The organism is Streptomyces sp. NPDC048417 (assembly GCF_040651615.1).
GTDB lineage: Bacteria > Actinomycetota > Actinomycetes > Streptomycetales > Streptomycetaceae > Streptomyces.
Map to the genome: position 1 here is coordinate 122,173 of NZ_JBEZKI010000015.1, position 23,660 is coordinate 145,832.

The window sequence follows — 23,660 nt, forward strand, 5'->3', positions numbered from 1 at the left end:
GGGCCGGCGGGCACCGTGGCCCTCCCCGAGGCTGCCGACCGACCGGATTCCCGGCGTCAGCCGATACTCAGGTCGTCGATGTAGCCGCGGTAGCCACCCGTCGCGCCCGGCCGGTCGTAGCCGACGAGGATCTTGCTGATCGCCTGCCCTGCCTTGACCGCGCCGACGTTCACGGTGACGTGGTTCCACGTGTCGAGCGCGAGGCGGTGGCACTGGTCGACCGGATGGACGCCGGTGCCGGACTGGTCGGTGGCGCCCGAGTCCCGTAGATCGCTGCCGTCAGTGAAGATCAGATCGACGGCGACGCAGGCGCTGCTGTTGTCGGATCCGGCGGGCACCCACGGAGTGGTGGCGTCGGACTGCGGGAAGATCCAGTAACTGAGGGTCGTGTCGCCGTGGACGGTGAGCGGCGCGCCGTTGAAGCCGTAGACCTGCAGGTACGCGTGGTCGTACGGCCCGCCGTTGGCGTAGCCCGAGTACATCAGCGAAGCGTCGCCCGTGTGGGCCTGTTCGCCCGAGCGCACGGCAGCCTGGGGATCGGTGAGACCGCAGCACAGGCCGGTGATCCCGTAGTTGCCGCCGCCCTTGGCGTCAACGGTGTCGACGGTGTCGGTCCAGGTCGGCTGGGGCTGTCCGGTCTCGAAGCCCGTGCTGAGCGAACCTGTCGTCGCGGCCTTGGCCGGCTGGGACAGCTCGTGCTGGACGGTGGCCTCGCTGGTGCCGGCCGGGGCGAGGTCGATGGTCTCGCCGACCTTGGTGTGCAGCTTGATCGTGGAGCCGGAGAGGGTGCCCTGGTGGACGCCGTCCGCGTAGTACTCCATGGGCTTGCCGGGCCAGGGATTGGTGAAGGTGAGGTTGCCGCCGGACTGGCTGGTTATCCGGACGTATTCGACGGCGTTGTCGCGGATGCTGCTGGAGACCAGGAAGTTGCCGTAGGCGAGCAGGCCGCCGAACTTGGCGTTCGAGCCGGCGGGCCAGTTCGGGAAGACCTTGATGTCGTGCTGGAAGGACTGCAGGAGCATCTCGTCGAGCCCCGAGGTGGTGACGTTGAGATTCTCGATGCCGCCGCCGTAGTGGTGCACCGCCATGTTCGGGTACGAGTAGGCGGTGGCCTCGGCGTGCAACTCCTCCATCAGGGTGCTGGGGTTGTAGCCGACCATCGCCGCGGCCGCGTACAGGGTGGCCGGGGAGTTGTCGCTGTGCCAGTTGTTCAGCTGCGCGACGGTGTTGCGCGCGGTGTGGAGGAGGTCGGCGGAATCGTTCAGCCCGACCTGCAGGCCGGGGTAGACGGCCTGGACGGCGACGTCGTTGCCGTCGCTGACCCAGCCGGATCCTTCGGAGGTCTGCCGGAAGACGGTCTGGCCGTTCCGCGTCATCGTGGGCAGCGGCGCGAGGTGGCTGTCGATGTGCTGCCAGGTGGGGACGGCCGAGTCGTTGATGTTGAGGTCCCTGCTCATGTCGATCAGCCCCTGGAACAGCAGGTGCACCAGTCCGAGAGAGAGGATGCTGTTGGTCTGCGGGTAGACGCCGCCTTCCTGCGGTGCGTCGTTCTCGATGCTGTACGTGCCCGTGGCCGCGTCCCAGGTCAGGTAGTCCTGCCAGAACAGTCCGACCTGCTGGAGGTAGGGGAGTACCTTGCGCGCGTAGGTGGCGCTGCGGGTGTACTCGTACTTCATGACCATGTCGCTGGCGAAGTTCACGGCGTCGGACTTCTGGTTGTACAGGTCGTCGGCGGCGCTGGTGCCGTTGGGTGAGATGCCCACGGGGTAGAGGACGCCCTTGTAGCCGGCCGCCGCGGCCTTCGCCTTGCCTCTCGGCATCCAGTCCAGGATCGGGTCGTCGTAATTACCCATCTGGGCCACGTGGTTGGTGGACAGGGTCGGGTAGAACGCCGCCTCGTAGTTGTAGTTGGCGTGATAGTCGCCGTACCAGTTCATGGCCCCGGTGGTCCAGTTGCCCCACAGGCCCGGGGCGTACTTCCCGGCACGCGAGACCGAGCCGAGCAGGTAGAGCGAGCCGTACCAGCTCTTCTCCACGGCCTGGTCGGGGATCTGCACGAACGAGCGGGACCAGTACGCGCGCCACCAGGACTCGTGGGCCGCGTACAGCTTCGCCAGCGAGCCGTCGGTCAGCGAGGTGGCCGTCGTATGGGCGACCGACTGGTAGCGGGGCGTGTCATGACTGCTCTGTATCGCTGCGGCGACGGTGTAGGTCACACCGGGCCGGAGGGTCAGGCTGATGCGGTTGCCCGACGGTCTCGCGGCCGTGCCGCGCACGCTCGTCGCGATCCGGGCATGGGGGTTGCCCGGCGCGTCGGTGGTGCCTGCTTGCACGTCGGCGTCAAGTACGCCGTTCCTGCTGGACGTTGACGGGGTCTTGCCGAGTCCGTCCTGCACGGTGACGGTCGCGTCCTGCGCCCGCGAGCCGGACAGCCGCAGGGTGGTGACGAAGAGGTTCTTGGTGGCCGACACCCAACTCCTGGACGACAGCGTCTGGTTGCCCAGCGTGTACGTGCCCTCGACCTGTGCCTGGGCGATGTTCTGCACGACGTGGTGGTCGGCGCCGGCGAGTCCCGGGACGGCCAGCACGATCCGGCCCAGTGGTTCGATGCCGTTGGTGGCGGTGGAGAAGAAGTCGTTCTTGCCGAGGTAGAAGGTCTGGTCGTCGATGGAGCCGCCGACCGCGACGCCGACGTCGCCGTTGCCCATGAGCGGGGCGTCGACGGTCTCGCCGTTCGCCAGGACGGTGGGCGGGGAGTCCCACTCGCCCCGGAACTTCGCCGCGGTGCGCAGAGCCTGGGCCCCGGTGGGATCGCGGACGGTCTGTGCGGCGGCGGGCGAGCCGCCCTGAAGGGCTGTCAGGCCGATGGCGATGAGAGCCGAGGCGAGCAGGGTGCTGATGGGTCGCCGGTAGCGACGTGAGGATGCCACTGCGGTGTGACCTTTCTTCTCATCCGGTGTCCCGCTCTTGGCGAGCGGGCGTTTCAGCGCGACGCGGTACGGCGGCGCGACTCACCGCACGCCGTCGCCAGACGGGCCGCGCCGAGCAGCGGGGCCTGATCCGGTTGGTGCGCCGGGGTGATGACGATGTGTCGGGTGCGGGCCGGGTCGGCCGCGTCGAGTCCCGCTCGCAGCGGTTCGGCGACGAGATCCCAGGCACCCGCGATGGCGCCCCCGACCACGAGAACCGTCGGTCGGAAGGCTGCGAGCGGCGGCCCCAGCACCCTTCCCAGGGCACTGAAGGCCTCGGCGAACACGGCGGCCGCGGCTCCTTCGCCCTCGCGTGCTCGTCGGGCGATCTCCCGGACATCGGGCGGCGATGCGCCGGTGGCCTGTGCGTAGGCTCGCCGCAGGGCACGTCTGGACACCGTTTCCTCGACCGGCTTGTCCGCGTACCGCAGGGCGTGGACCCGGCCTTCGGGCGGGATCCCGGGCCCGTGTCGCACGATGCGGCCGTCACGCAGGAAGCAGGAGCCCACACCGGTTCCGAGGGTGATCCCGGCGACGGACCGGTGCCCGTGCGCCGCTCCGGCCCACCACTCACCGAGCACGAACGCGTCCGCGTCGTTCCAGAAGCTGACCGAGGTGGCGCCGGGCAGCGACGCCGTCAGAGCGGCCCGGAGATCGAACCCGCGCAGGGCGTCGAACTTGCCGACCCCTTCGTACCGTCCGATCCCGCGCTCGTAGTCGAAGGGACCGGGCAGCGCCACGGCCCACGGGCCCGGGCTCCCGCCGGACAGGTGGGCGGCGCAGCGGACGAGGGCGGACACGATGTCCTCGGTACTGCCGTCACCGTCCAACGGCTCACGGAACGACCGGCCCGACCGGAGACTCCGCGTCCCGATGTCCACACACGCCGCGGTCACGTGCGTACCACCGACCTCCAGCACCGAGACGACGCTCCCGCCGCCGGGTCTCACCGCACCAGCGCCTTCACATAGCGCACCGGTCCCGCGCCGAGGGCCCGCACGCGGTAGGCGCCGACCGAGGCGGGCACGGTCAGCGTCTCGGCGTAGGCGAGTTCGAAGCCGTGGCCGCCGCTTGTCTCCAGGAGGATTCCGTCGCCCTCCACGACGTTGATGACATGGAAGCGGTGGTCCGTGTCGTCGTCCGCGACGGCGTCCGCCGCCAGTTCGAGGCGCCGGACCTCGAAGAACATCTCCGGGAGCCGGCCGATGACGTCCTCGCGCCAGCCGTCGCCCGAACGCAGGGTGCGTGGCTGCTGGACCAGGTCCCGCGCCACGGCTTCCCCCGACCGGGCGGGGTCCAGGTTCTCGAAGGCGTGGCCCACGTGGACCGGCCGCTGCTTCCCTTGGCCGTCCTTGCGCAGCCAGTCGTAGAGGCGAAGGCTGTACAGGTAGGGCGTCGCGCTGATCTCGAGTACGACATTGCCCTCGCCGCTGCCGTGCGGGGTGCCGGCCGGGATGAGGAAGAGCTGGTGTGGGTCGGCGGGGAAGGTCTGGACGTGGCGTTCGATGTCGAACGGCACGCCGTCGTGGACCGCCCGGTCCGCCTCGCGCCGGAAGGCGGCGAGGTCGGCGTCCTGGCGCAGGCCGAGGAAGACCTGACGGTCGGGACCGCCGAGCATCATGTAGTAGGTCTCGTGCTGGGTGTACGGCCAGCCGAAGACCCGTCGCATGTAGTCCGACTGCGGGTGGCAGTGGACGGACAGGTTGCCGCCGCCGACGGTGTCGAGATAGTCGAAGCGGATCGGGAACGAGGTGCCGAACTCCGTGTGCACGCCGTCTCCGAGGAGCTCCTCGGGATGCACCGCGACCAGTGCCTGCAGGGGGACCTCGACCCGGGGGCCGTCCGGCGTGCCGACGAGGATTCCGCTCTCCGGCGCGATGAGTTCGTAACCGAGCGCGGTGTTGACCGCCGCACGGTTGAAGCCGAGTCGCTCCTGGGCCCAATGCCCGCCCCAGGACGTGGTGTTGAAGGTCGGGCGGGTACGGAAGGGCCGCCCGGCCAGGTCGGCGAGCGCCTCGCGCAGGGCGGGGCCCGCCAGCCAGGCCGGAGCCTGCGGGGCCTGGGTGTCCAGCCACAGGTCGACGCCGCCGACGAGGCTGTCGCGGTGCCGGTCCAGGACGGGCCAGTCGATGTAGAACAGCCGGCGGGTGGTGCCCGCTCCGGTGCCGGCCGGCTGACCCAGATTGCGCCCGGCACCGCCGGTGATCCGGGCCTCGGCGTACCGCTTGGGCAGGTCCGCGTACCAGAGCCTGTCGTACGACACCAGGGCCGCCCCCGGCCCGAAGACGACGGTGACGGTGTCGGCGGGGGCCCCGGGCTGCGGCAGCCCGGTGAAGAAGTCGGCGAGCCCGGCCCGGGACAACGGGGCGAAGTCCGGGTCGTCCGTCAGCTCCGCGGACGCGGTGAGGGCGAGGATGTCCTGCCAAGGGGCGAAGTGCTCGCGCACGTCGATCTGCTTCGCCGTGATGTCGCGGGCTGCCAGCGCGTCGCGGATGCCGCCGGTGACCGTCTCCCAGTCGACGGCCACCGGGCCGTCGACGGCGAGGATCAGCCCGGGAGCGAGCCCGGCGACCGCGTCCCGGTATCCGACGTGGACCTCTCCTGTGATGCTGTGGCAGGGGTCGGCTTCGTAGCCACGAACTCCCGGCATGACGATGTCGGCCTTTCTGTGGGTCCAACCATGAGTGAGGCTCGGGTCGCTCAGGCGACCGCGCCGAGATGCGTGAGCGTCCCGACGCCCTCGACGGACAAGGTGGCGGGCAGTGGGGCTGGGGCTTTCCCGCCTGACGCGAACGTCGGGTTGATGCCGAACAGGGCCGAGAGCACCGCCTCCGCTCCGGCCGCGCCCGCGATGTTGTCACGGGTGGCGGTGCCGCGCTCGGCCACCCGGGGCCGGTTCCGCCCGTCCGCACCGGAGACGATCTCCATTGCCTGACCCCACAGCCCGCCCGAGGCGGCGGACGACAGGTCGCGCAGGAGAGCGATCGCGCGGTCGCGATACCCGAGGCGGGCCAGCCCGTGGGCGGTGACGCCGGGCCAGGCGGCGAAGGCGCCGGCCGCGCCGTGGTCGGGACGGTCGGAGGCGGCGGCGATGGGATCGTCGGGACTGAGTGCCCGCATCCAACCACCCACCAGCAGACGGCCGGTGACGAAGTCGGCCATCTCCTGCCTTGTCCCGGACGGAAGGTCGCGGTGGAGGGCCGCCGCGACCAGACCGAAGTCCAGACAGTGCCCGATCGTGTCGGTGCCGTCCGGGCGGAGTATCTGCCAGCGGCCCGATCCGGCGTACAAGTCGACGAGCGCATCGGCCAGTTGACCGGCCTCGGCGTCCGTACGGTCGGCGTCCTCGTCGCGGCCGAGCCGTCGGTAGAGTCCGGCCAGCGAGCGCGTCGACGCGACATAGGCGCCGTTGAAGGAGGCGACGACACCGGTGTAGGTGGGCACGCACTCCAGCAACTGCCACGGATCCTCACCGAAGTCGGCGAGCACGCCCCCGGTGGCCGGGCTCCGCCGCTCGCACCACCCCAGGCCGAGCCGCTCCAGATGATCGAGGACCGTTGTGCCGCCGGTCGCCCCGCCGGTCGCCCCGCCGGTCGTCTCGTCGAGGAAGGCGAAGTCACCGCTGACGCAGACGTAATGCTCGATGAGCCGGAACAGCGCGTAGTCGGTGGAGCTGTAGGCATTTCCCAGGGGCCCGCCGCCGAGGTTCTCGACGCCGAAGGAGTCACGGTAGGGACCGGCCAGGACCCGGAGCAGCCAGGAGCGCAGTCCGGCCGGCTCCAGCAGGGCGTACAGGCGGCTCCACTCGCAGTGGTCCCAGAAGTAGGTGGTGGTCGGCCCGAGCCGGGGGCCGCCGGTGAGGAACACCGGTTCGCCGGGCCGGATGCGGGTGTTGCGCATGTACAGCGCCTGCAGGGCCCCCATGTAGTAGGTGCGCGCGAGTCCGGTGTCCTCGGTGGTGAAGGTCGGCAGGTGCCCGGAGAACTCGGGGTTGCCCGGGGTGAACATGCTCGCCCACAGCCGCCGCCAGCCGTCCTCCCCGGCACGCGTCGTCGCCTCGAAGTCCTCGGCGGCGGTACGGGCCTGGGCCGAGACGGTGTCGAGGTCGGTTCCGTACGCGCAGGCGATCCCGATGGTCACGCTCCGGCCGGGCTCGATCCGGCACGTCCACGTCGCCCGGCCGCCGGCGTCCTGGGGCCGCAGTTCGCCGGGCGGCCCGGCGAAGGCGTAGACGGCGTGCGCCGGCGATCGGGAGTCCGTGAAAGCGACCCTGCCGTCCTCGATGCGGGACACCCAGCGGCGCGATTGGGTCCAGTGCCGGGTACGCACGATCTCCGAGGCCGCGAGACGCAGGACGACCTGGTCGGCCTCGACGTCCACGTGGACGTGATGCCAGTCCCCGACAGGGAGTTCGGCGTCGGTGGACTCCCGTTCCCCTGTGATGCCGAGCCACAGCCGGCCGTGGTCGACACCGATCTGGAGCGAGTCGGGATGGTTGCCGTGCGTGAGAACCGTCCCGGACTGTCCCGCCGTGTCGAGCCGCAGCGCGAAGTCGATCGTCAGGCCGGGGGAGAGGGCGAAGGGATCCAGAGCCGTCTCGCCGTCGGGTGTCAACGCGATCGGCTCGTCGGCGGCCCGCAGGATCCCCTCGCCGTCGGCCCGCGCCACCCGAAGCCAGCGCACGGCCCCGCCCACGCCGGCCCGGGGTTCCGGCTCCTTGTCGTGGCTGACGTGTGCCGGGAGCGCGTCGTCCAGGAGCATCGGGCCGTGGTCCTCGTCGCGTTGGATCCCTGGCACGCGGGGCCTGCCGAGACGGAGGCGTCGTGGTGCGGGAGAGAGCAGGTAGTGCGGCTCGCCTCCGCCCGTGGTGGCCCGGATGCGCTCCAGCGCCATGAAGTCGTGGTGCATGCCGTGATTCCACGGACCGTCGTACAGCCAGCCGTACCCGACCTCGGAGTGGGCGACCATCGCGAAGAGGTCCTGGGCCAACTCGACTGTCCTGGCCGCACCGCTCTCGTTGCTGACCTCGATCCGCCACAGGAGCAGATCCCGGGCGAGCGCCATCCGGGTGTCGGTGGTCAGCAACAGCCCGTCCTGGCGGCGGTGTTCGCGCAGCACGCCCCACGGCTTCCACAGGAACCGCTGTGCGGCCGGGACTTGGCCGTCCACTCGCAGTTCCCCGGTGTGGTATCCGAAGGTGAAGGGCGGGGCGGCCAGCCAGGACAGGGAGGTGAGGTCGTGGTTGACGTGGACCTGGCCCTGCTGGTTGCGCAGGGAGGGCAGATGCGCGATCTCGTCCACGCCGACCCAGTGTCCGGCGACGTCGTCCAGGTCCGGGACGCCCGTCCTGCCTATGCCCACGGCCTGCGCGTCGGTCTTCGTGGTCACTTGGTCGCTCCCGAGGTCAGTCCGGCGATGAACTGCTTCTGCAGCGCGAGGTAGCCGGCGACGGGAACGACCGCCGCCAGGAGCATCACGCCGAACAACTGGGCGTAGTCGGTGGAGAACTGACCTACCGACAGATACAGCCCCGTGGTGATCGTCTGGCCGTGCAGCGGGCCGAGGATGAACTGCGGATTCATGAAGTCGTTCCAGATCCACAGCGACAGGAAGATCGTGACGGTCGCGGTGGCCGGGCGCAGCAGCGGCATGACGATCGTCCACCAGACCCGCAGACTCCCGGCGCCGTCCACGGTCGCGGCCTCGACGATCTCGCCGGGGATCGACCGCAGGAAGCCGGAGTAGACGAACACCGCGAACGACAGGTAGCCGCCGCCGACGTTGGCCAGCACCAGCCCCGGATAGGTGTGGTCGAGGTGCAGGAAGGTCAGGATGCGGATGGTGGGCAGCAGGATCACCGCGGGCGGGATCATGAGGCCGGCGGCGAAACCCGCCAGGACGATCCTGCGCAACCGGGCCGAGCGGCGCGACAGCCAGAAGCTCAGGGCGGCACCCAGCGGGATGATCAGCAGCACCGAGACGACCACGGTGACCGCGGAGTTGGTCAGCCCGATCTGGACGATCCGGTCGGGCCGGGAGAGGGCGTCCGTCAGGTTGTGCGTGGTCGGCGGGGCCGGGGGAGCCGCCGGATCGCGGACGATCTGGTCCTGCGTCTTGAAGGCGTTGACGATCGTGAGGTAGACGGGGCTGACGAAGGCCAGCGTGAGCAGGGCGGCCGCCGCGAGGTGTCCGCGTGTGGTCCAGGGACGGCGGCTTCCGTGCGGCGCGGGCACGGCCGGAGATGGTGCCGTTCGCCCACGTGCCATGGGCCGCTCAGAAGTCGACGTGCTCACAGGTCCACCTCCCGGCGGCGCAGCAGGGCGGTCACGGACAGTGCGATCACGATCGAGACGACGAGCAGGAGCATCGCGACGGCCGAGGCATAGCCGTAGCGGTCGTCCGTGAAGGCGAGCTGGATGATGTAAAGGGCGGTGGACTGCGTGGAGTTGGCCGGGCCGCCTGAGGTGAGCACCGCGATGATGTCGTAGAGCTTCAGCATCGTGATCAGCGAGATGGTGACGCTGATGGTGGTGCCCGGGGCCAGCATCGGGAACGTGATCCGGCGGAACCGCTGCCAGCGGCCGGCTCCGTCGACCATCGCGGCCTGGTACAGCTCGACGGGGATCGACTGCAACGCGGCCAGGTGGACGACGGTGGTGAACCCCGTCAGTACCCAGGCCGCGACGGTCCCCACGGACAGGACCGCCAGATGCGGACTGCCCAGCCAGGTGATCGGCTTGTCGATGACGCCCAGCGAGACGAGGACGTTGTCGAGGATGCCGTCCCTGGCCAGGATGTAGCGCCAGACGTAGCCGACGATGACACCGGACAGTACCTGTGGCAGAAACGCGACGGTACGCATCATCCGGAAGCTCAGCGACGTCCTGTTGAGCAGCATCGCGAAGGCGATGCCGGCGGCGTTGGCCACGATCGTCACCGCGCCGGCCAGCAGCAGGGTGAAGCCGAGGCTGCCGGCCAGGGCGCTGTCGTGCGTCATCTCCCGGTAGTTGGAGAGGCCGACGAAGTCGGCGCGCGCCAGCAGCGGGTTCTCGTTCGTGAGGCTCTTCCAGGCGCTCATGATCACGGGAACGACGATGAACAGGGCGTACAGGCCAAGCGCGACGAGCGCGATCGCGCTCAGGGCGGGGTCGCCACGGCGTGGGCGGACTCGGGTGATCATGGCTCTTCCCTCGGAGGAGATCTGCGGCGCCGGAGCCGGTATGGCCGGGGCCGGGCCGGTGAGGCGGCTTACTTGGTCGCCGAGTCCCAGGCGGTGTCCAGCTTGGCCAGCTGCCCGTCGACGTCGTCGGACGAGAACAGCGCCTGACTGGCCGCGTAGAAGGCGTTGTTGAGACCGGAGGGCATGGAGTCGTCGTTGGTCGCCCAGCCGAACGCCGAGACCTTCGTGTTCCGCTGGGTGACGTAGGAGTACGAGTCCTTGAAGACCTTGGTGACGTTGACGCCGTAGTCGTCCAGGGTCTTGCCCTTGAGCATCGGGAACGCGCCGTCGCCCTCGATCAGGGCCTTGTAGTTGGCGGGGTCCAGCGACCAGGCCTCGGCGAACGCGGTCGCCTTGGCCGGGTCCGGCGTCTTGGCGCTGATCGCCATGGAGCCGCCCACCGAGAACGGCACCACGAGCGATCCGTCCTCGGTGGGGGTGAGGAAGGCGCCGAAGTCGTCGGCGTGGTCCTTGGGCACCGCACCGAGGAACCAGCTGCCCATCATGTACATCGCGGCTTTGCCGGAGGTGAAGTTCGTGATGGAGTCGGCGTACTTGACGCCCAGGGCACCGTCCTCGAAGTAGCCGTTCTTGACCATCGTCCGGTACTTGCCCACCGCAGCCTTGACGTTGGAGTCGGTGAACTTGACCTGGCCGGCGTAGCGTTCCTTCAGCCAGTTCGGGTTCTTGCCCAGTACGTCGGCGGAGAGGATGCCGACCAGTGGCATCGACGCCGAGAAGGGATCGCCGCCGCCCAGCTCGACCGGGGTGACGCCGGCGGCCTTGAGCTTGGCGCAGGCGCCCATGAACTCGGACCAGGTCTTCGGGGGCGCGGTGACGTGGGCCTTGGCGAACAGCTTCTTGTTGTAGAAGACCTCGGGGATGATCTGCGAGTTGGTCGGCGGGATGTATACCTTGCCCTTGTAGGCGTTGCCCATGGGCAGCAGGAAGTTGGCGTTCACCCACTTCTGGTCGTACGGCTTGAGCAGCCCGGCCGTCGCGAACGTCGACGGCGTGATCGACTGGAGCAGATCCGGGAACTGCCCGGAGGCCTGCAACTGCTTGGCGTACGCGTCCCGGTCCGTGCTCGGTGCGACGATCTTCTTCACCGTGACGCCCGGGACCTTCTTCTCGGCGCCCGCGATCGAGGTGTCCCAGAACGTCGCGGTCAGGCTGGGGGTCTCGAAGGTGAGGTAGGTCAGGGTGCTGCCACCCTTCCCGCCCCCGGTCGACGCGGCGGAGCATCCGGTGAGGGCGAGCGCCGCGGCGAGGCAGACAACGGTCGGACGTTTGCGCCTCATGGAAGTCTCCTGAAGGGACGATGCGGCCCGATGGATGGGGCGGACCGGACAGGATCGACGCCGCCGCACCCTTCGAGATAACGTTATCCCGAGAATAGAAGCGCGTTGCGGGAATGTGTCAAGGGCCGGTCTGATATCGGTCCGATGTTTCGAGGAGGAGTTGCCGGATGACGCGAGCACGGCGTGACAGCGGGGGACGGCCCAGGCGCCCGACGATGGTCGACGTCGCGCGCGAGGCCGGGGTGGCCCTGCGCACCGTTTCCCGGGTGGTCAACAGCGACCCCACGGTGGGGGCGGAGTACGTCGTCAAGGTCGAGGCCGCGATCGCCGCGCTGAACTACCGCCCGGACGACCGTGCCCGCCAACTGCGCACCGGCGTCACCGGAACGATCGGCGCCGCCGTCCGGCGGATCGCCGAGGTCAACCCCGAACTGGCCGCCATCGAACGAACGGCCCGGGACGCGGGCCTGACCCTCCTGGCCGCCTCCACGGACTTCGACGAGACCAGGGAACGCGACATCCTGATCTCCATGTGCCGGCAACGCCTCGACGGCATCATCGTCGAACCGTTCGGCGAGAACCACGCCTACCTCCAGCCCGAACTGGACGCGGGCGTGCCGCTGGTGGCCATGGACCGCCCGATGAGCGGGGTCTCCGTGGACTGCGTCATGTCTGACAACGCCTCCGGCATCGGCATGGCCTTCCACCACCTCCACCAGCACGGTCACCGCCGCATCGCCTACATCGGCGACAGCGAACGCGTCTTCTCCGGCCGGGAGCGCGCCGCGGCCTTCCGCGCGGCCCTGCGTGCCCACGGCGAGGCGGTCGAAGGCCTGGTGCACCCCGGCGAGATCACCCCGGAACGGGTGGCCGCCGCCCTGGACACCGCACTGCACGGACCGGACCCGGCAACCGCCCTGGTCACCGGCAACATGGACACCACACTCGCGGTCCTGCGGCACCTCGGCCCCGAGGCCGCCTCCCGCCTGGCCCTCGTCGGCTTCGACGAAGTCCCCCTCGCCGACCTCCTGCAGCCCGCCCTCACCGTCATCGCCCAGCAGACCTCCGAGATCGGCCGGACAGCCGTCGAACTGCTCCGCGCCCGCATCGCCGACCCCACCCGCCCGGTGCAGTCCGTGATCGTCCCGGTCACCCTGAAGGTCCGCGGCTCCGGGGAGGTACGCGCCCGACGTCCGGGGTGAGGGCGCCGTTCGAGGCCTCTTGGCGCATGTGGCGCATGCGGGGAGGCGCCGAGGCCCACTGGGATCGTGCGCGATAACGTTATTCGGAATGAGCCGGTGAGGGGCCGCTCGGGTCGATGGACGACCTTCTGGGCTCACTGGCCGGGGCACCCGTGTTCCGTCACGATTCGATGACGAAGGTCCTCGGGGTGTGCGCTGAGCGGATGCCTGTGGCGTGGGGGTGGTGAGACGGCCGTGCGGCCCGACTATGCAGCACCGCATATGGGGGTTTGCCGCTGTCGGCGTCGTAGGCGTGGGTCTCTGCGCCGTGTTGGCCACGACGGCGCTCGCCTCGTCCGGCCACGGAGCCGAGCCTCAGGCCGTCCAGCAGTCGCAGACGGGCGCCGCGAAGCCGGAGACGTCCTTCGGCCACAAGGCCGTGGCGGGGAACACCGAGCATTCTCGGACCACCACCCAGAAGACCGCGAAGACGAAGGCGTCTTCCGGCGACGGGACCAAGCCCCGGATGTCCGAGGAGAACCGGCTGCTCCTCGAGATACAGATGGAGATCAAGGCGTCGACCTCCGGTCCGACCGCCGCAGCTGCACGCCTTCGTCGTGCTCGCGGAGGAACTCCACTTCGGCCACGCGGCCGCCCGCCTGGGCATCGCCCAGCCGCCGCTGAGCCAGCAGATCCGCCGTCTGGAGGAGAAGGTCGGCCACGCGCTGTTCACCCGCGCCCCGGGGCGCGTCACCCTGACGCCCGCCGGCAGCGAACTGCTGCCCGTCGCCCGACGGGCACTCACCGACCTCGTGGACGGCCTGGCCGCGGCCCCGGCTGTTGGCAGTGGCCGGGCCGGCTGCCTACGGATCGGCTTCGCCGCTTCCCTCGCCCTGACGATCCTGCCCGGCCTGCTGCACACCTTCCGTGACCAGTTTCCTGGCGTGCATCTGGACATCCACGAGATGACCACCGCTCCGCAGATCGCCGCCCTGCATGACAAGACCATCGACATCGGTCTACTGCGCGAACCCCCCGCCAACGAGACAGAGCTCGGCTTCAGGACGGTACTCAGCGAGCCTTTCGTGGCTGTACTGCCGTCCACCCATCCTCTGGCCGCCCAACGGACCGTACAGCCTGCACAGGTGGCGGACTCGCCCTTCGTGCCGCTGCCCCGCACAGTCGGCCCGCGCCTGCCGCGGTGCGCACCGAATCTTGGGACACGCTTTACGTGAAACAGGCAACCGTGGGCCATGCCATCACTGTCTGAACAGTGAGTCGGAGTCGGGCCCGTGAGGGCCGAAGAACGAGAGAGCGGGGCAGACCGTGGGGCGGCGCAAGGGCGGCATAGGGATCGCACTCGTCACGGGGCTGATCGTGGTGGGTGCGAGTGCCTGCGGCGGGGGCGGCAGTGACAAGGCGAGCGGGGGCGATGCGAAGGCGTCGGGCAAGCCGAGCGTGAGCGCCTCACCCTCACCGACGAAGCCGGCCGGCCCGCCGATGCTGCTGGACACGATCACCCCGCAGACCGGAACCACGGTCGGTGTGGCCATGCCGATCTCGGTGATCTTCACCAACCCGGTCGCGGCCAAGGCCCGTGCCACGGTGGAGAAGCACATGAAGGTGAGCGCCTCGCAGCCGGTGGCCGGCGCCTGGCACTGGATGGGCGACAGGCGCGCCGACTGGCGCCCGAAGACGTACTGGCCCTCCGGTACGACCGTGAAGATCGACGCCGACATGAAGGGCGTCAGCAACGGCAACGGACGCTACGGCGTGCACGGTTACACGCACACCTTCAAGGTCGGCGACGATGTACGCGCGGACGTCTCGGTGACCAACCACACCATGAAGGTGACCCGGAACGGCCAGACGGTACGCACCCTGTCGATCAACGCGGGCAGCGCCGAGTATCCGACGTGGAACGGCACGATGGCCGTCATCGACAAGCAGGAGAAGGTCCACATGACCTCCTGCAGCGTCGGCATCAGCTGCGACAAGGGCAGCCCCAACTACTACGACCTGACACTGCCCTGGGACGTCCACCTGACCCAGTCCGGCACGTACGTGCACTACTCCACCGGCGACCCGAACCCGGGCAGCGGCAGCGCCCGCGGCTCACACGGCTGCGTCCACCTGTCCATGTCGGACGCCAAGTGGTTCTACGGCCAGGTCAAACAGGGCGACCCCGTGACCATCACCGGCTCGCCCCGCGCCAAGGCCCCGGCCGACAACGGCTACGCCGACTTCAACCTGGGATGGGACCAGTGGCTCGCGGGCAGCGCGTCGGGGGAGCAGACGACAGCGACGCTCTGACGCACTGAAGCCCCAAGAGCGAAACAGGCCCGTTTTGAACTGATGGTTCACCGAAAACCGACTCAGTGTTCATCACTGACCTACAGGTTCATGGGTATGACCTCAAGACCTCGCTTGCGCAAGCGCACCCGGATCGGCATAGCGATCGCCGTCACCGTCGCCGTGGCGGGCACCGGCACAGTCGTGGCTCAGGCCCATGGCTGGCTGTCCGCCCCGACGCACGACTTCGACGCGGCCGCCGACTCCTTCTCCGGCCACGACAAGGTGACGGGCGACGTGCTGCGCAACGACTCCGGCGCGACCGCCGTCGTGCGGCACACCGACCCGTCCCACGGCACGGCGACGGTTAACGCGGACGGCACGTTCACGTACACACCGAGCTCCGGCTTCACGGGCACCGACACCTTCACGTACACGGCGACCGACGCCGTGCAGCTGTTCAAGGACACTCAGCCGAACGGCGCCCCGCTGCCCTCGCTCGCGACGGTCGCCGGCCCGGGCGGCACCACCACCCAGATCTCCGGTGAGGGCTTCGGCTCCTCGCTCGCCCCGGTGCCGGGCAGGCCGGGCTACTTCTGGGGCCTCACCGACCGCGGCCCCAACGCCGACGCCCCGGACGGCAACAAGTCCGAGATGCTCACCGACTTCACGCCGCAGATCGGCGAGTTCAAGCTCGTCAAGGGCAAGGCCGAGCTGGTCAAGAAGGTCACCCTGAAGGGGCCGAAGAGCCTTGGCGGCGTGCAGTACAGCGGTCGTCCGCCGCACGACACGAGCGAGGTGATCGACGACGTCGCCGCGACGAACGCCAACGGCGGCACTCCCGCGCCCGTCGCCCGGGACCCCTACGGCTACGACTCCGAGGGCCTGGTGGCGCTGCCCGACGGCACGTTCTGGGTCTCGGACGAGTACGGTCCGTACGTCACGCACTTCGACGCGAACGGCTACGAGCTGGGCCGGCTGACCCCGTACAAGGACAGCGCGGACAACCAGTTCCACAAGATCGTCGGCTATCTGCCGGCCGAGCTGGCCAACCGCCTGAAGAACAAGGGCATGGAGGGTCTGACGGTAACGCCCGACGGCTCTACGCTGGTGGGCGTGATGCAGGCCCCGCTGCAGCAGCCGGATCTCGGCAGCACCAAGGCGTCCAACCTCTCGCCCACCCGTATCGTCACGATCAACCTGCGCACGTTCCAGACCAAGCAGTACCTGTACCTGCTGGACGACCCGGCCACCACGGGGGACGCCAACAGCGAGATCACGGCGCTGTCCGACACGAAGTTCGTCATCGACGAACGGGACGGCAACTTCGAGCCGTTCGCCCAGAAGTCCCTCTACGAAGTCGACATCAACGGCGCGACCGACGTCAGCGGGCTGACGATCGGCGGCAAGTCGCCCGAGGCGTTCGTCGGCAAGGTCGGCACCAACGCCGCGCTCACCGCGCTCACCGGTGCCGGCGTCCAGGTCGCGCAGAAGCAGCCGTACCTCAACGTCGGGACGCTGGTGAGCCAGCTCGACCCCAGCGGGAAGTTCTTCGCGCACGACAAGGTCGAGGGCGTCGCGACCACGGACGCCGGCAAGACGCTGTACCTGTCCAACGACGACGACTTCGGCATCGACACCATCGCCGTCGACCCCGACGGGAAGTGGACCGTCCACCAGAAGGTGCTGCCGCCGACGGGGCAGACCGACAACGGCGAGATCCTGAAGGTCGACACCACCAAGTTGCCGGCCGTGCTCAAGACCGTCACGGTGACGATCCGCGTGAAGTGACGCACTCATCCCTCCGCCCAGGGCCCGTCCACTCCGGTGGACGGGCCCTGGGCGGGAACGGGCGGACTGGACGGTGAGCCGCTGGTGTGGCCGTCATCTCGGCGGTGCTGCCGCTCACCGAAGGCGGAGATGACGGCCCAGCGTGCAGGCACCCCGCCACGAGGCCGCACGGCTTCGTGCGACGTGACTCTCGGCTCTCGGCCCGATCCGCTTCGCCGCTCACACCCGCCAGTGATAGCCCAGGGAGGAATTCACAGCGACCGCGTAGGTGAGGTACATCAGCCAGCCGCCGGTCAGGATATGGAACAACCCCAGTCCGCGTTCGCCCAGTTTGACGCCGATGACGGAGAAGAAGTGACAGAAGTAGATCACGAAAAGCGCCAGGAAGAGGAGTCCCACCGGCCAGTCTCCGACCTTGAAGAACACCGTGGAGCCCATCGCGGAGATCACCATGTAGGCGACGCACATACCGGCATTGGTACGCGCCTCGTTGCCGCGATAACGGTTCCAGCCCATCGCGAACCAGTGGATTCCGTATGCCGAGAAGGCCAGTGCGGCCATGTACAGCGGCGGTGACTTGATGAAGACCTCGAACCAGCTGAGCCCGACGAAGAGAATGCTTCCCGCGACGAACTGACACATGCCCGGCAGCCATATTCCCCAGACACCGAGAGCCCGGTCCGTCGCATCGCTCTGCGGCGGATATCCGAACAGTTCGTGCGGCCCGTAGACGAGGTATCCGGTACCGAGACCGAAGAATCCGAGAGCCAAGGGCGGATAGGCTGATGGATCGAACACCACATCCATGTTCTCCTCCTTCGAACGGCGGAGGTCCGGCTGCTGTGCGTCTCCGCCCCTCCCGTCCGCAGGGCGTGCTGCGCATCAGACGCGCTAGGGTATTTTTTCACGTGATATCCCCACCCGCCACTGGGGCGGCCGGCCGCCGTTGGGAATTCGAGAGCGTAAAGACGCGGAACCTAAGGCTTCCGCTGTGCGCGGTGTTTGTTGTCGGCGTCGTGCCGTCGGGCCGGGTTCGAGGCCGTCACGCACCGGTTGCCGCTGCAGGCGAGCAGTCCCGCCCGCACCGGCGTGACCTTGGCACGGCGGCTGGTCAGGAACTCGCGTACCTCGCTCCGATGGTGCACGCCTTGGGGGCTACTGCCACAACGCCGGTGTACTGGCCCGCCCGCCGACGCAGCCGACGAGACGATCGAGGACTTCGACCAAGTCCACGTAACCGCTCTTCTGCGGCCCGGCGGTCCACCAAGAGCGGCTGCCGGCCCGGCTCGGGATCCGAGGCCGACGGCAGGTCAGGACCAGTTCCACACCTGGTTGCTGCTGCCCGCACAACCGAAGCCCTGGACCTCCTGACCGTCCTGCCCGGAGGTGGAGGCCTCCGCGTCCAGGCAGAATCCGTCCGGGACGCTGACCAGCGTTCCGCCGCCGCCGAGGCGCCATGTCTGGGCGCCGAGCCCGTCGCAGCTTTGCGCCTGGACCTTCTGGCCGTTCTGGCCGGTCGTGCCGGCGTCGGCGTCCAGGCAGAGATGGGTGCCCTGATTGACCACGCGGTACCGGGCGTTCTGGTCGGCCAGTCGATACAGCGCCCACTGCTGCCCGGCCGTGTCCTTGCAACCCCACACCTGGACGTTCACGCCGCGGGTGTCGAGACATCGGGCCACCGAGACGGCGTTGACGCTCTCTGTCACGGTGAGCGAGCCGCCCCGGACCGGCCCACGGGGCAGATCGTAGAGAAGCTTCTTGGTCTGCGCGTCGGCCTTTCCGTCGACGGTGAGCCCGGCTTCGGTCTGGAAGGCCCTGACCGCGGCGAGGGTCCCACTGCCGAACCTGCCGTCGGCCGTCACGTACAGGCCGTGACCGGAGAGGAGGAGTTGCAGGGACTTGACGCAGTCGCCGGCGGCCCCCGAGCCGATCTCGGTGGGGCAGGTGGCGGCGCGGAGATCCGGTGTTCCCGAGCCCTGCGTGTCGGAGTCCTCCGTGACCCCCGTACTCGGCGCCTGCTTCACCGCCTGGTCGGTCTTCGACGCGGTGGGCGCGGGCGTGTTGTGCGAACCGCTGGGCGTCGAGGCCGGGGTGTACGTCACGGTCACCGATGTCTCGGGCCCGGAACCCGCCGACGCCGGGGCATGGTCGTCGCCCTGCCGTAACAGCGCCACGGAGACGGCCGCCGCGACCACGACACCCACTGCGGTGGCGGCGCCCACCATCAGCTTTCTTCGCCCCTGCGGGGGAGCACCGGACGTGACGGAGCCGACGGGCGGGTCCGCGGGCGGCGGAGAGGCTGGGGTGGCCGGCCGCTGGTCACGGAGGGGCGTGCTCTTCGTTCTCCTCGGCGCGGACCGGGGTGGCCGCTCGGCCGGGGCGGGCAGCTGGTGCCCGATGGCGGTCCGGAACACCGTCTCCGGCGATGGACGTCCCTCGGGGTCCTTGTCCAGACAGGTGCGGATGAACACGCCCAGTTCCGCATCGACCGCCGTCACCTTGTCGAGGACCTCCTCCCGCGGCGGCTCGAAGGCCACCCGGTGCAGGACGTCGACCCCCGTGCCCTCGCCGAACGGCGCCTGTCCCGTGACGGCGTAGGCGAGAGCCGAGGCCAGCGCGAAGACGTCGGAGGCGGCGGTCACCTCTTTTCCCCTGACCTGCTCGGGGGACATGTAGGCGGGGGTCCCCACGTTCTGGCCCGTGGCGGTGATCGAGGTGCCGTCGGTGGCCTGGACGACACCGAAGTCGATGACGCGGGCACCGTCGGCCGCCAGGATCACATTGGACGGCTTGAGGTCACGGTGGACGATCCCCGCGCGCCAGATGGCCTCGACCGCACGTCCCAGGTCGGCCAGGAGCCGCCACGCGTCCGTCGCACCGATCGGCCCACGGTCCTCGACGAGCTCGGCGAGCGTGGGCCCGGGGACGTACTCGGTGGCGACCCACACCAGGTCCTCGTCGCAGCCGCTGTTCAGCAGCCGTACGACATGTGCCCCCTGGACCCGGTCCAGCGCACCGACCTCGCGCTCGAAACGCTTCCGGAACTGGGGATCCTCCGCGTACTCGGGCCGGACCACCTTCACGGCGGCCAGGCCGACCCCACCGACGGTGTCCCGGCCCAGATAGACCCGCCCCATGCCGCCACTGCCGAGCACCGACACGAGTGCGTACGGTCCGACCCGTACGGGGTCGTTCTTCCGGAGCGGGATCGGAGGCGGGGGTTCCATACCGGCCGCTGCGTAGGCGAGCGCGTTGGACCGGCTGAGATGAGGGTCGGACATGGGAATCCCGGTCTCTCGCGTGACATGTGGGACGTGTGTGACTGGTGTCGGTCAGCGGGAGAGTATCGCAACATCCTTGGTACAATGGCGAGTTGGTGTTCGATTCAACCGTGCACCGCGTAGCCCGGCGAGTCCGTCGCGAAGGGCCGGTCATCGCGGGAGATTCAGTCGACGGCGCCCCGGCGCGACCGTGGATCCTGGTGTCGGCGACTCCGGGACCGTGGCCCGGCACGGCATGTGCTGACGAACCGTGCGGTGCTACCAGGGAGGCTGTCACTGCGGACGCGGACACGGCTGCGCCGAGACGGCGCAGCCGTCATGGTTAGCGCTGTGGTGAACGGCGACCCGACCAAGCCCGAGCAGAGGCGGGAGACCACCAGCCGCTGAACTCGTCATCGTCGTCGGCCCGGTGATCCAGCCGCGCGGCGGCCGGGATGGTCCCCACGCCGGCCTCGGGCATAGCCCCTGCTGTCCTGTCGAGAAGCGCTGATGGTGCATCGCGACCGGCTCGGCCTCGTCCGCGCCCGGAATGCGGCGAGGCACCGGCGACGCCTGGATCGGTGTCCGTGTGACCTGGCGGGTGAATTCCATGACGGGCTCGCGGACGGCCCTTGCCGTTTCGGCTAATTGGCACTCGGGATATGGCACCAACGGGGGAATCGACGACACCGCCGACCGTCGTGGCAAGTGGGACCCCAGACGCTGACTAGGATGCGCGAGATCCATCCTCGCGTAATTTCGCTTTGTCGGTTCGGATTGCCTAGGGGTAAGGGCCGTGAAGGTTTTGAATGACATGGGCTCCACAGTTCTGCGGGACATCGCGCGCGGCTGCCGCGGTGCGGCCCGCGGTGACCGCATGTTTGCGTGAGTCCTCCGGCCGCTGCGGGCGATCAGCGTGTCCGCCTATGGCTACCAGCTTCGACGACGCTCCTCGGTGTCCGTTCTACCTGATTCCCCACGGCGATGAGCACATGACTGACATGCGAGTCGTCCGCCGCTGTCCGAGCCGGAAAGAGAGTTCATGCTGTTGTCCGCGCTGCTGGCAGCCGCCGACCCGCCACAGCTTCTCCCTGCACGTGAGCAGATGGCGTTCACTCTGGGATTCCATGTCGTTCTGGTGCCGTTCGGCGTGGCATTCACCTTCATGATGCTGGTCTGCCACTACCGGGCGCTGCGCCTTGACGATCACGAGGCGTTGCTTCTCGCGCAACGATGGTCGAAGGTCGCTGCCGTGCTGTTCGCGGTCGGGGCGGTGTCGGGCACGGTTCTTTCCTTCGAGTTGGGGCTGCTGTGGCCCGGGCTCATGGGCAGGTACGGGGCGGCGTTCGGGTTTCCGTTCGCCTACGAAGGGCTTTTCTTCTTCCTGGAAGCCGTGTTCGTGGCCATTTACATCTACGGCTGGAACAGGCTTCCACCGTGGCCGCACTTTTTCACGGGCGTGGTGGTGACCCTGGCGAGTGTCGGTGGAACGGCCTCCGTCATCGCGGCGAACAGCTGGATGAACCAGCCGGCGGGCATCGTCGTCAGCCACGGGCGGGTCGTGCAGGTGTTCCCGTCCAAGGTGTTCTTCAACGGCGCGTTCTGGTGGGAGATGGTGCACATGTTCCTGGCGTCGTACATCGTCGCCGGGTTCATGGTCGCGGGGGTGTACGCGTGGGGCCTGCTCAAAGGCCGCCGGGACCGCTACCACCAGCTCGGGTTCCTCGTGCCGTTCACGGTCGGGGCGATCGCCATGCCCTTGCAGTTCCTGGTCGGGGACACGATCGCCCGGCAGGTCTTCGACAGGGAGCCCGCCAAGTTCGCCGCCATCGAAATGGTTCCGGAGACCGGTGAGCACGTCCCCGAGACGCTCGGCGGCATCTTCGTCGACGGCAAGGTCCGTTACGGCATCCCCCTTCCGGACGTGGCCTCGATCCTCGCGGGCTTCAGACCGTCCACCACGATCAAGGGTTTCGACGCGATTCCCCCGGCCGTGCGCCCCGATGACGGGGTGGTGAGCGTCGTGCACCTCGCGTTCGACGTCATGGTCGGAACCGCCTCGCTGCTGTTGCTGATGTCGCTGTGGTTCGGCTGGCTGTGGTGGCGGCGTCGCGAGGTCCCGGTGAACCGCTGGTTCCTGCGCGGTGCGTCGGTGTGCGGACTGCTCGCGCTCCTGTCGTTGTGGAGCGGCTGGGTGGTGACGGAGGTCGGCCGGCAGCCGTGGACAGTCGTGGGCCTCCTGCTGACGAGGGACGCCGTCACCACGGTGGGTAATCTGTGGCCGCTGTTCGCCACGGTCCTCGCCATCTACCTCTGTGTCGGGGCGGGCGCGGTGCTCGTCCTGCGGGCGATGCATCGTCGCTGGCTGCGTGAGGGTACCCAGGCCGTCGCGGTTCCCTATGGGCCCGAGCCGGTGCCGGCGACGAGCGAGCGCGGGTTCGGCGGTGATGACGTATGAGCACGCTGACCGCCGTGGTCCTGTTCGTCGGCGTGATCGCCTACGCCCTCTTCGGAGGTGCCGACTACGGGGTCGGTTTCTGGGATCTGACAGCCGGTGGGCGTCGGCGCGGTCGCCCCGTCCGGGAGTTGATCAACGTTTCCATCAGCCCCGTGTGGGAGGCCAATCACACGTGGCTGGTCTTCATCCTGGTGATGATCTGGACGGGATTTCCGCAGGCCTTCACGGCCATCACCACCACTCTCTACATCCCCCTGGGCCTGGCGGCGCTGGGCATCGTGTTGCGGGGCGCCGGCTTTGCCTTCCGCCACGCGTTGGCGGGCGGTCGGGGCGAGGCGGTCGCCGGTGTCGTCTTCGCCTCTTCGTCGGTGGTCACGCCTTTCTTCTTCGGCGCCGTCGCCGGCGGGATCGCCTCCGGCCGTGTTCCCGCGGCGGGGCACGGTGATCCGCTGTCGAGTTGGCTCAATCCGACGTCGGTTCTCGGCGGCGTACTCGCCGTCACCGCCTGCGCCTACCTTGCCGCCGTGTTCCTCACCGGACAGGCCCGGCGTCGGGCGCAGTCCTCTTTGGAGACGGCGTTCCGTCACCGCGCCTTCGGTGCCGGCATCGTCGCGGGGCTGGTGGCGCTGGCAGGCGTGTTCGTCCTCCGTGCGGACGCTCCGCGGCTGTTCCACCAGCTGAGCAGGGTCGGCGCGCCGCTGCTGGTCGTCTCCGCCGTGTGCGGTCTGGCCGCGCTGCTTCTGCTGCGCAGGGGCAGCCCGCCCGTCGTCCGTACTCTTGCGGCCATCGCGATCGCCGCGGTCGTGGCGGGCTGGGGGGTCGCGCAGTATCCCTACCTCCTGGGCACGCATCTGACCATCCAACAGGCGGCGTCCCCGTCGGCCACCTTGTGGCAGTTGTTCGTGGTCTCCTGCGTGGCGACGGTCCTGGTCGCACCGTCGCTCCTGCTGCTCTACATCCTGCAACTGCGGCGCAGACTCGGCTGACGGGGAGGCGCGATCCGTGACGACCACCACCGGCCCGGGGCCCAGGGCGGCTGTCCACCGTCCCGGTCCCGCTGCCGCTCCCACCGGGTCTGTTCGTCACGCAGCGGCTGATCGGCCGGTGAGCCGTCGGACGGCACGGGTCTCAGTGTGATGATGTCCGAACCCGGATCCGTTCGGCGAGCCCGGCCCGCCGACCCCGACGA

At 69.2% G+C, this 23,660-nt stretch carries 16 protein-coding genes and 1 pseudogene; 6 read left to right on the top strand and 11 right to left on the bottom strand.

Going from position 1 to position 23,660, the window contains the following annotated elements; genetic code table 11:
• Positions 1-56: 56 nt before the first annotated feature.
• The 7 genes from AB0D59_RS24125 to AB0D59_RS24155 all read right to left on the bottom strand — a co-directional run bounded on the left by AB0D59_RS24125 (position 57) and on the right by AB0D59_RS24155 (position 11,489).
• Positions 57-2,930 carry a hypothetical protein gene (locus tag AB0D59_RS24125; protein WP_362568827.1) on the bottom strand — a complete coding sequence of 958 codons (2,874 nt, stop codon included), beginning with the start codon at positions 2,928-2,930 and terminating at the stop codon, positions 57-59.
• A gap of 53 nt (positions 2,931-2,983) precedes the next feature.
• The gene (locus AB0D59_RS24130; RefSeq protein WP_362568830.1) at positions 2,984-3,919 is read right to left on the bottom strand and encodes an ROK family protein; all 936 of its coding nucleotides are present in this window, start codon (positions 3,917-3,919) and stop codon (positions 2,984-2,986) included.
• The gene (locus AB0D59_RS24135; protein ID WP_362568833.1) at positions 3,916-5,619 is read right to left on the bottom strand and encodes a hypothetical protein; all 1,704 of its coding nucleotides are present in this window, start codon (positions 5,617-5,619) and stop codon (positions 3,916-3,918) included. The genes AB0D59_RS24130 and AB0D59_RS24135 overlap by 4 nt, the downstream gene beginning before the upstream one ends.
• 50 nt (positions 5,620-5,669) lie before the next feature.
• A complete protein-coding gene (locus tag AB0D59_RS24140; RefSeq protein ID WP_362568836.1) occupies positions 5,670-8,357 on the bottom strand; it encodes a hypothetical protein in 2,688 nt (895 codons plus the stop codon).
• Positions 8,354-9,202, bottom strand: coding sequence for a carbohydrate ABC transporter permease (locus AB0D59_RS24145; protein ID WP_362568838.1), 849 nt, complete (start codon positions 9,200-9,202; stop codon positions 8,354-8,356). Before AB0D59_RS24145 ends, AB0D59_RS24140 begins: the two co-directional genes overlap by 4 nt.
• Positions 9,203-9,258: 56 nt before the next feature.
• Positions 9,259-10,149, bottom strand: a complete 891-nt coding sequence (locus tag AB0D59_RS24150) for a sugar ABC transporter permease (protein WP_362568841.1) — start codon at positions 10,147-10,149, stop codon at positions 9,259-9,261.
• A 68-nt stretch (positions 10,150-10,217) separates the two neighbouring features.
• Positions 10,218-11,489, bottom strand: coding sequence for an extracellular solute-binding protein (locus tag AB0D59_RS24155; protein ID WP_362568844.1), 1,272 nt, complete (start codon positions 11,487-11,489; stop codon positions 10,218-10,220).
• 167 nt (positions 11,490-11,656) lie between these two features.
• On the opposite strand from AB0D59_RS24155, the gene AB0D59_RS24160 reads away from it, so the two are divergent.
• On the top strand, positions 11,657-12,691 hold the full coding sequence (locus AB0D59_RS24160) for a LacI family DNA-binding transcriptional regulator (protein WP_362568847.1): 1,035 nt from the start codon (positions 11,657-11,659) through the stop codon (positions 12,689-12,691).
• Between the two features lie 354 nt (positions 12,692-13,045).
• Here AB0D59_RS24160 and AB0D59_RS24165 read toward each other — a convergent pair whose 3' ends face one another.
• Entirely contained in the window at positions 13,046-13,243 is a 198-nt protein-coding gene (locus AB0D59_RS24165; protein WP_362568850.1) for a hypothetical protein, read from the bottom strand.
• Between the two features lie 29 nt (positions 13,244-13,272).
• Between AB0D59_RS24165 and AB0D59_RS24170 the strand changes: the two are divergent.
• From AB0D59_RS24170 to AB0D59_RS24180, 3 genes and pseudogenes are all read left to right on the top strand, one after another.
• A pseudogene (locus tag AB0D59_RS24170) lies at positions 13,273-13,866 on the top strand (LysR substrate-binding domain-containing protein); the annotation flags it as partial.
• A 130-nt stretch (positions 13,867-13,996) separates the two neighbouring features.
• Positions 13,997-14,983, top strand: a complete 987-nt coding sequence (locus AB0D59_RS24175) for a L,D-transpeptidase (protein WP_362568852.1) — start codon at positions 13,997-13,999, stop codon at positions 14,981-14,983.
• Between the two features lie 114 nt (positions 14,984-15,097).
• Entirely contained in the window at positions 15,098-16,753 is a 1,656-nt protein-coding gene (locus AB0D59_RS24180) for an esterase-like activity of phytase family protein (protein WP_362568855.1), read from the top strand.
• Between the two features lie 219 nt (positions 16,754-16,972).
• On the opposite strand, the gene AB0D59_RS24185 is transcribed toward AB0D59_RS24180, so the two are convergent.
• The 3 genes from AB0D59_RS24185 to AB0D59_RS24195 form a co-directional block, all read right to left on the bottom strand.
• Positions 16,973-17,560 (bottom strand): hypothetical protein, encoded by a 588-nt coding sequence (locus AB0D59_RS24185; RefSeq protein WP_362568858.1) that lies wholly within the window; start codon positions 17,558-17,560, stop codon positions 16,973-16,975.
• Between the two features lie 170 nt (positions 17,561-17,730).
• Positions 17,731-17,898, bottom strand: a complete 168-nt coding sequence (locus AB0D59_RS24190) for a hypothetical protein (RefSeq protein ID WP_362569153.1) — start codon at positions 17,896-17,898, stop codon at positions 17,731-17,733.
• A gap of 165 nt (positions 17,899-18,063) precedes the next feature.
• Positions 18,064-20,034, bottom strand: coding sequence for a protein kinase (locus tag AB0D59_RS24195; RefSeq protein WP_362568861.1), 1,971 nt, complete (start codon positions 20,032-20,034; stop codon positions 18,064-18,066).
• Positions 20,035-21,055: 1,021 nt separating this feature from the next.
• Between AB0D59_RS24195 and AB0D59_RS24200 the strand changes: the two genes are divergently transcribed.
• Both AB0D59_RS24200 and AB0D59_RS24205 read left to right on the top strand, forming a co-directional pair.
• Positions 21,056-22,471, top strand: a complete 1,416-nt coding sequence (locus AB0D59_RS24200; protein WP_362568863.1) for a cytochrome ubiquinol oxidase subunit I — start codon at positions 21,056-21,058, stop codon at positions 22,469-22,471.
• Entirely contained in the window at positions 22,468-23,457 is a 990-nt protein-coding gene (locus AB0D59_RS24205; protein WP_362568866.1) for a cytochrome d ubiquinol oxidase subunit II, read from the top strand. Before AB0D59_RS24200 ends, AB0D59_RS24205 begins: the two co-directional genes overlap by 4 nt.
• Positions 23,458-23,660: the final 203 nt, after the last annotated feature.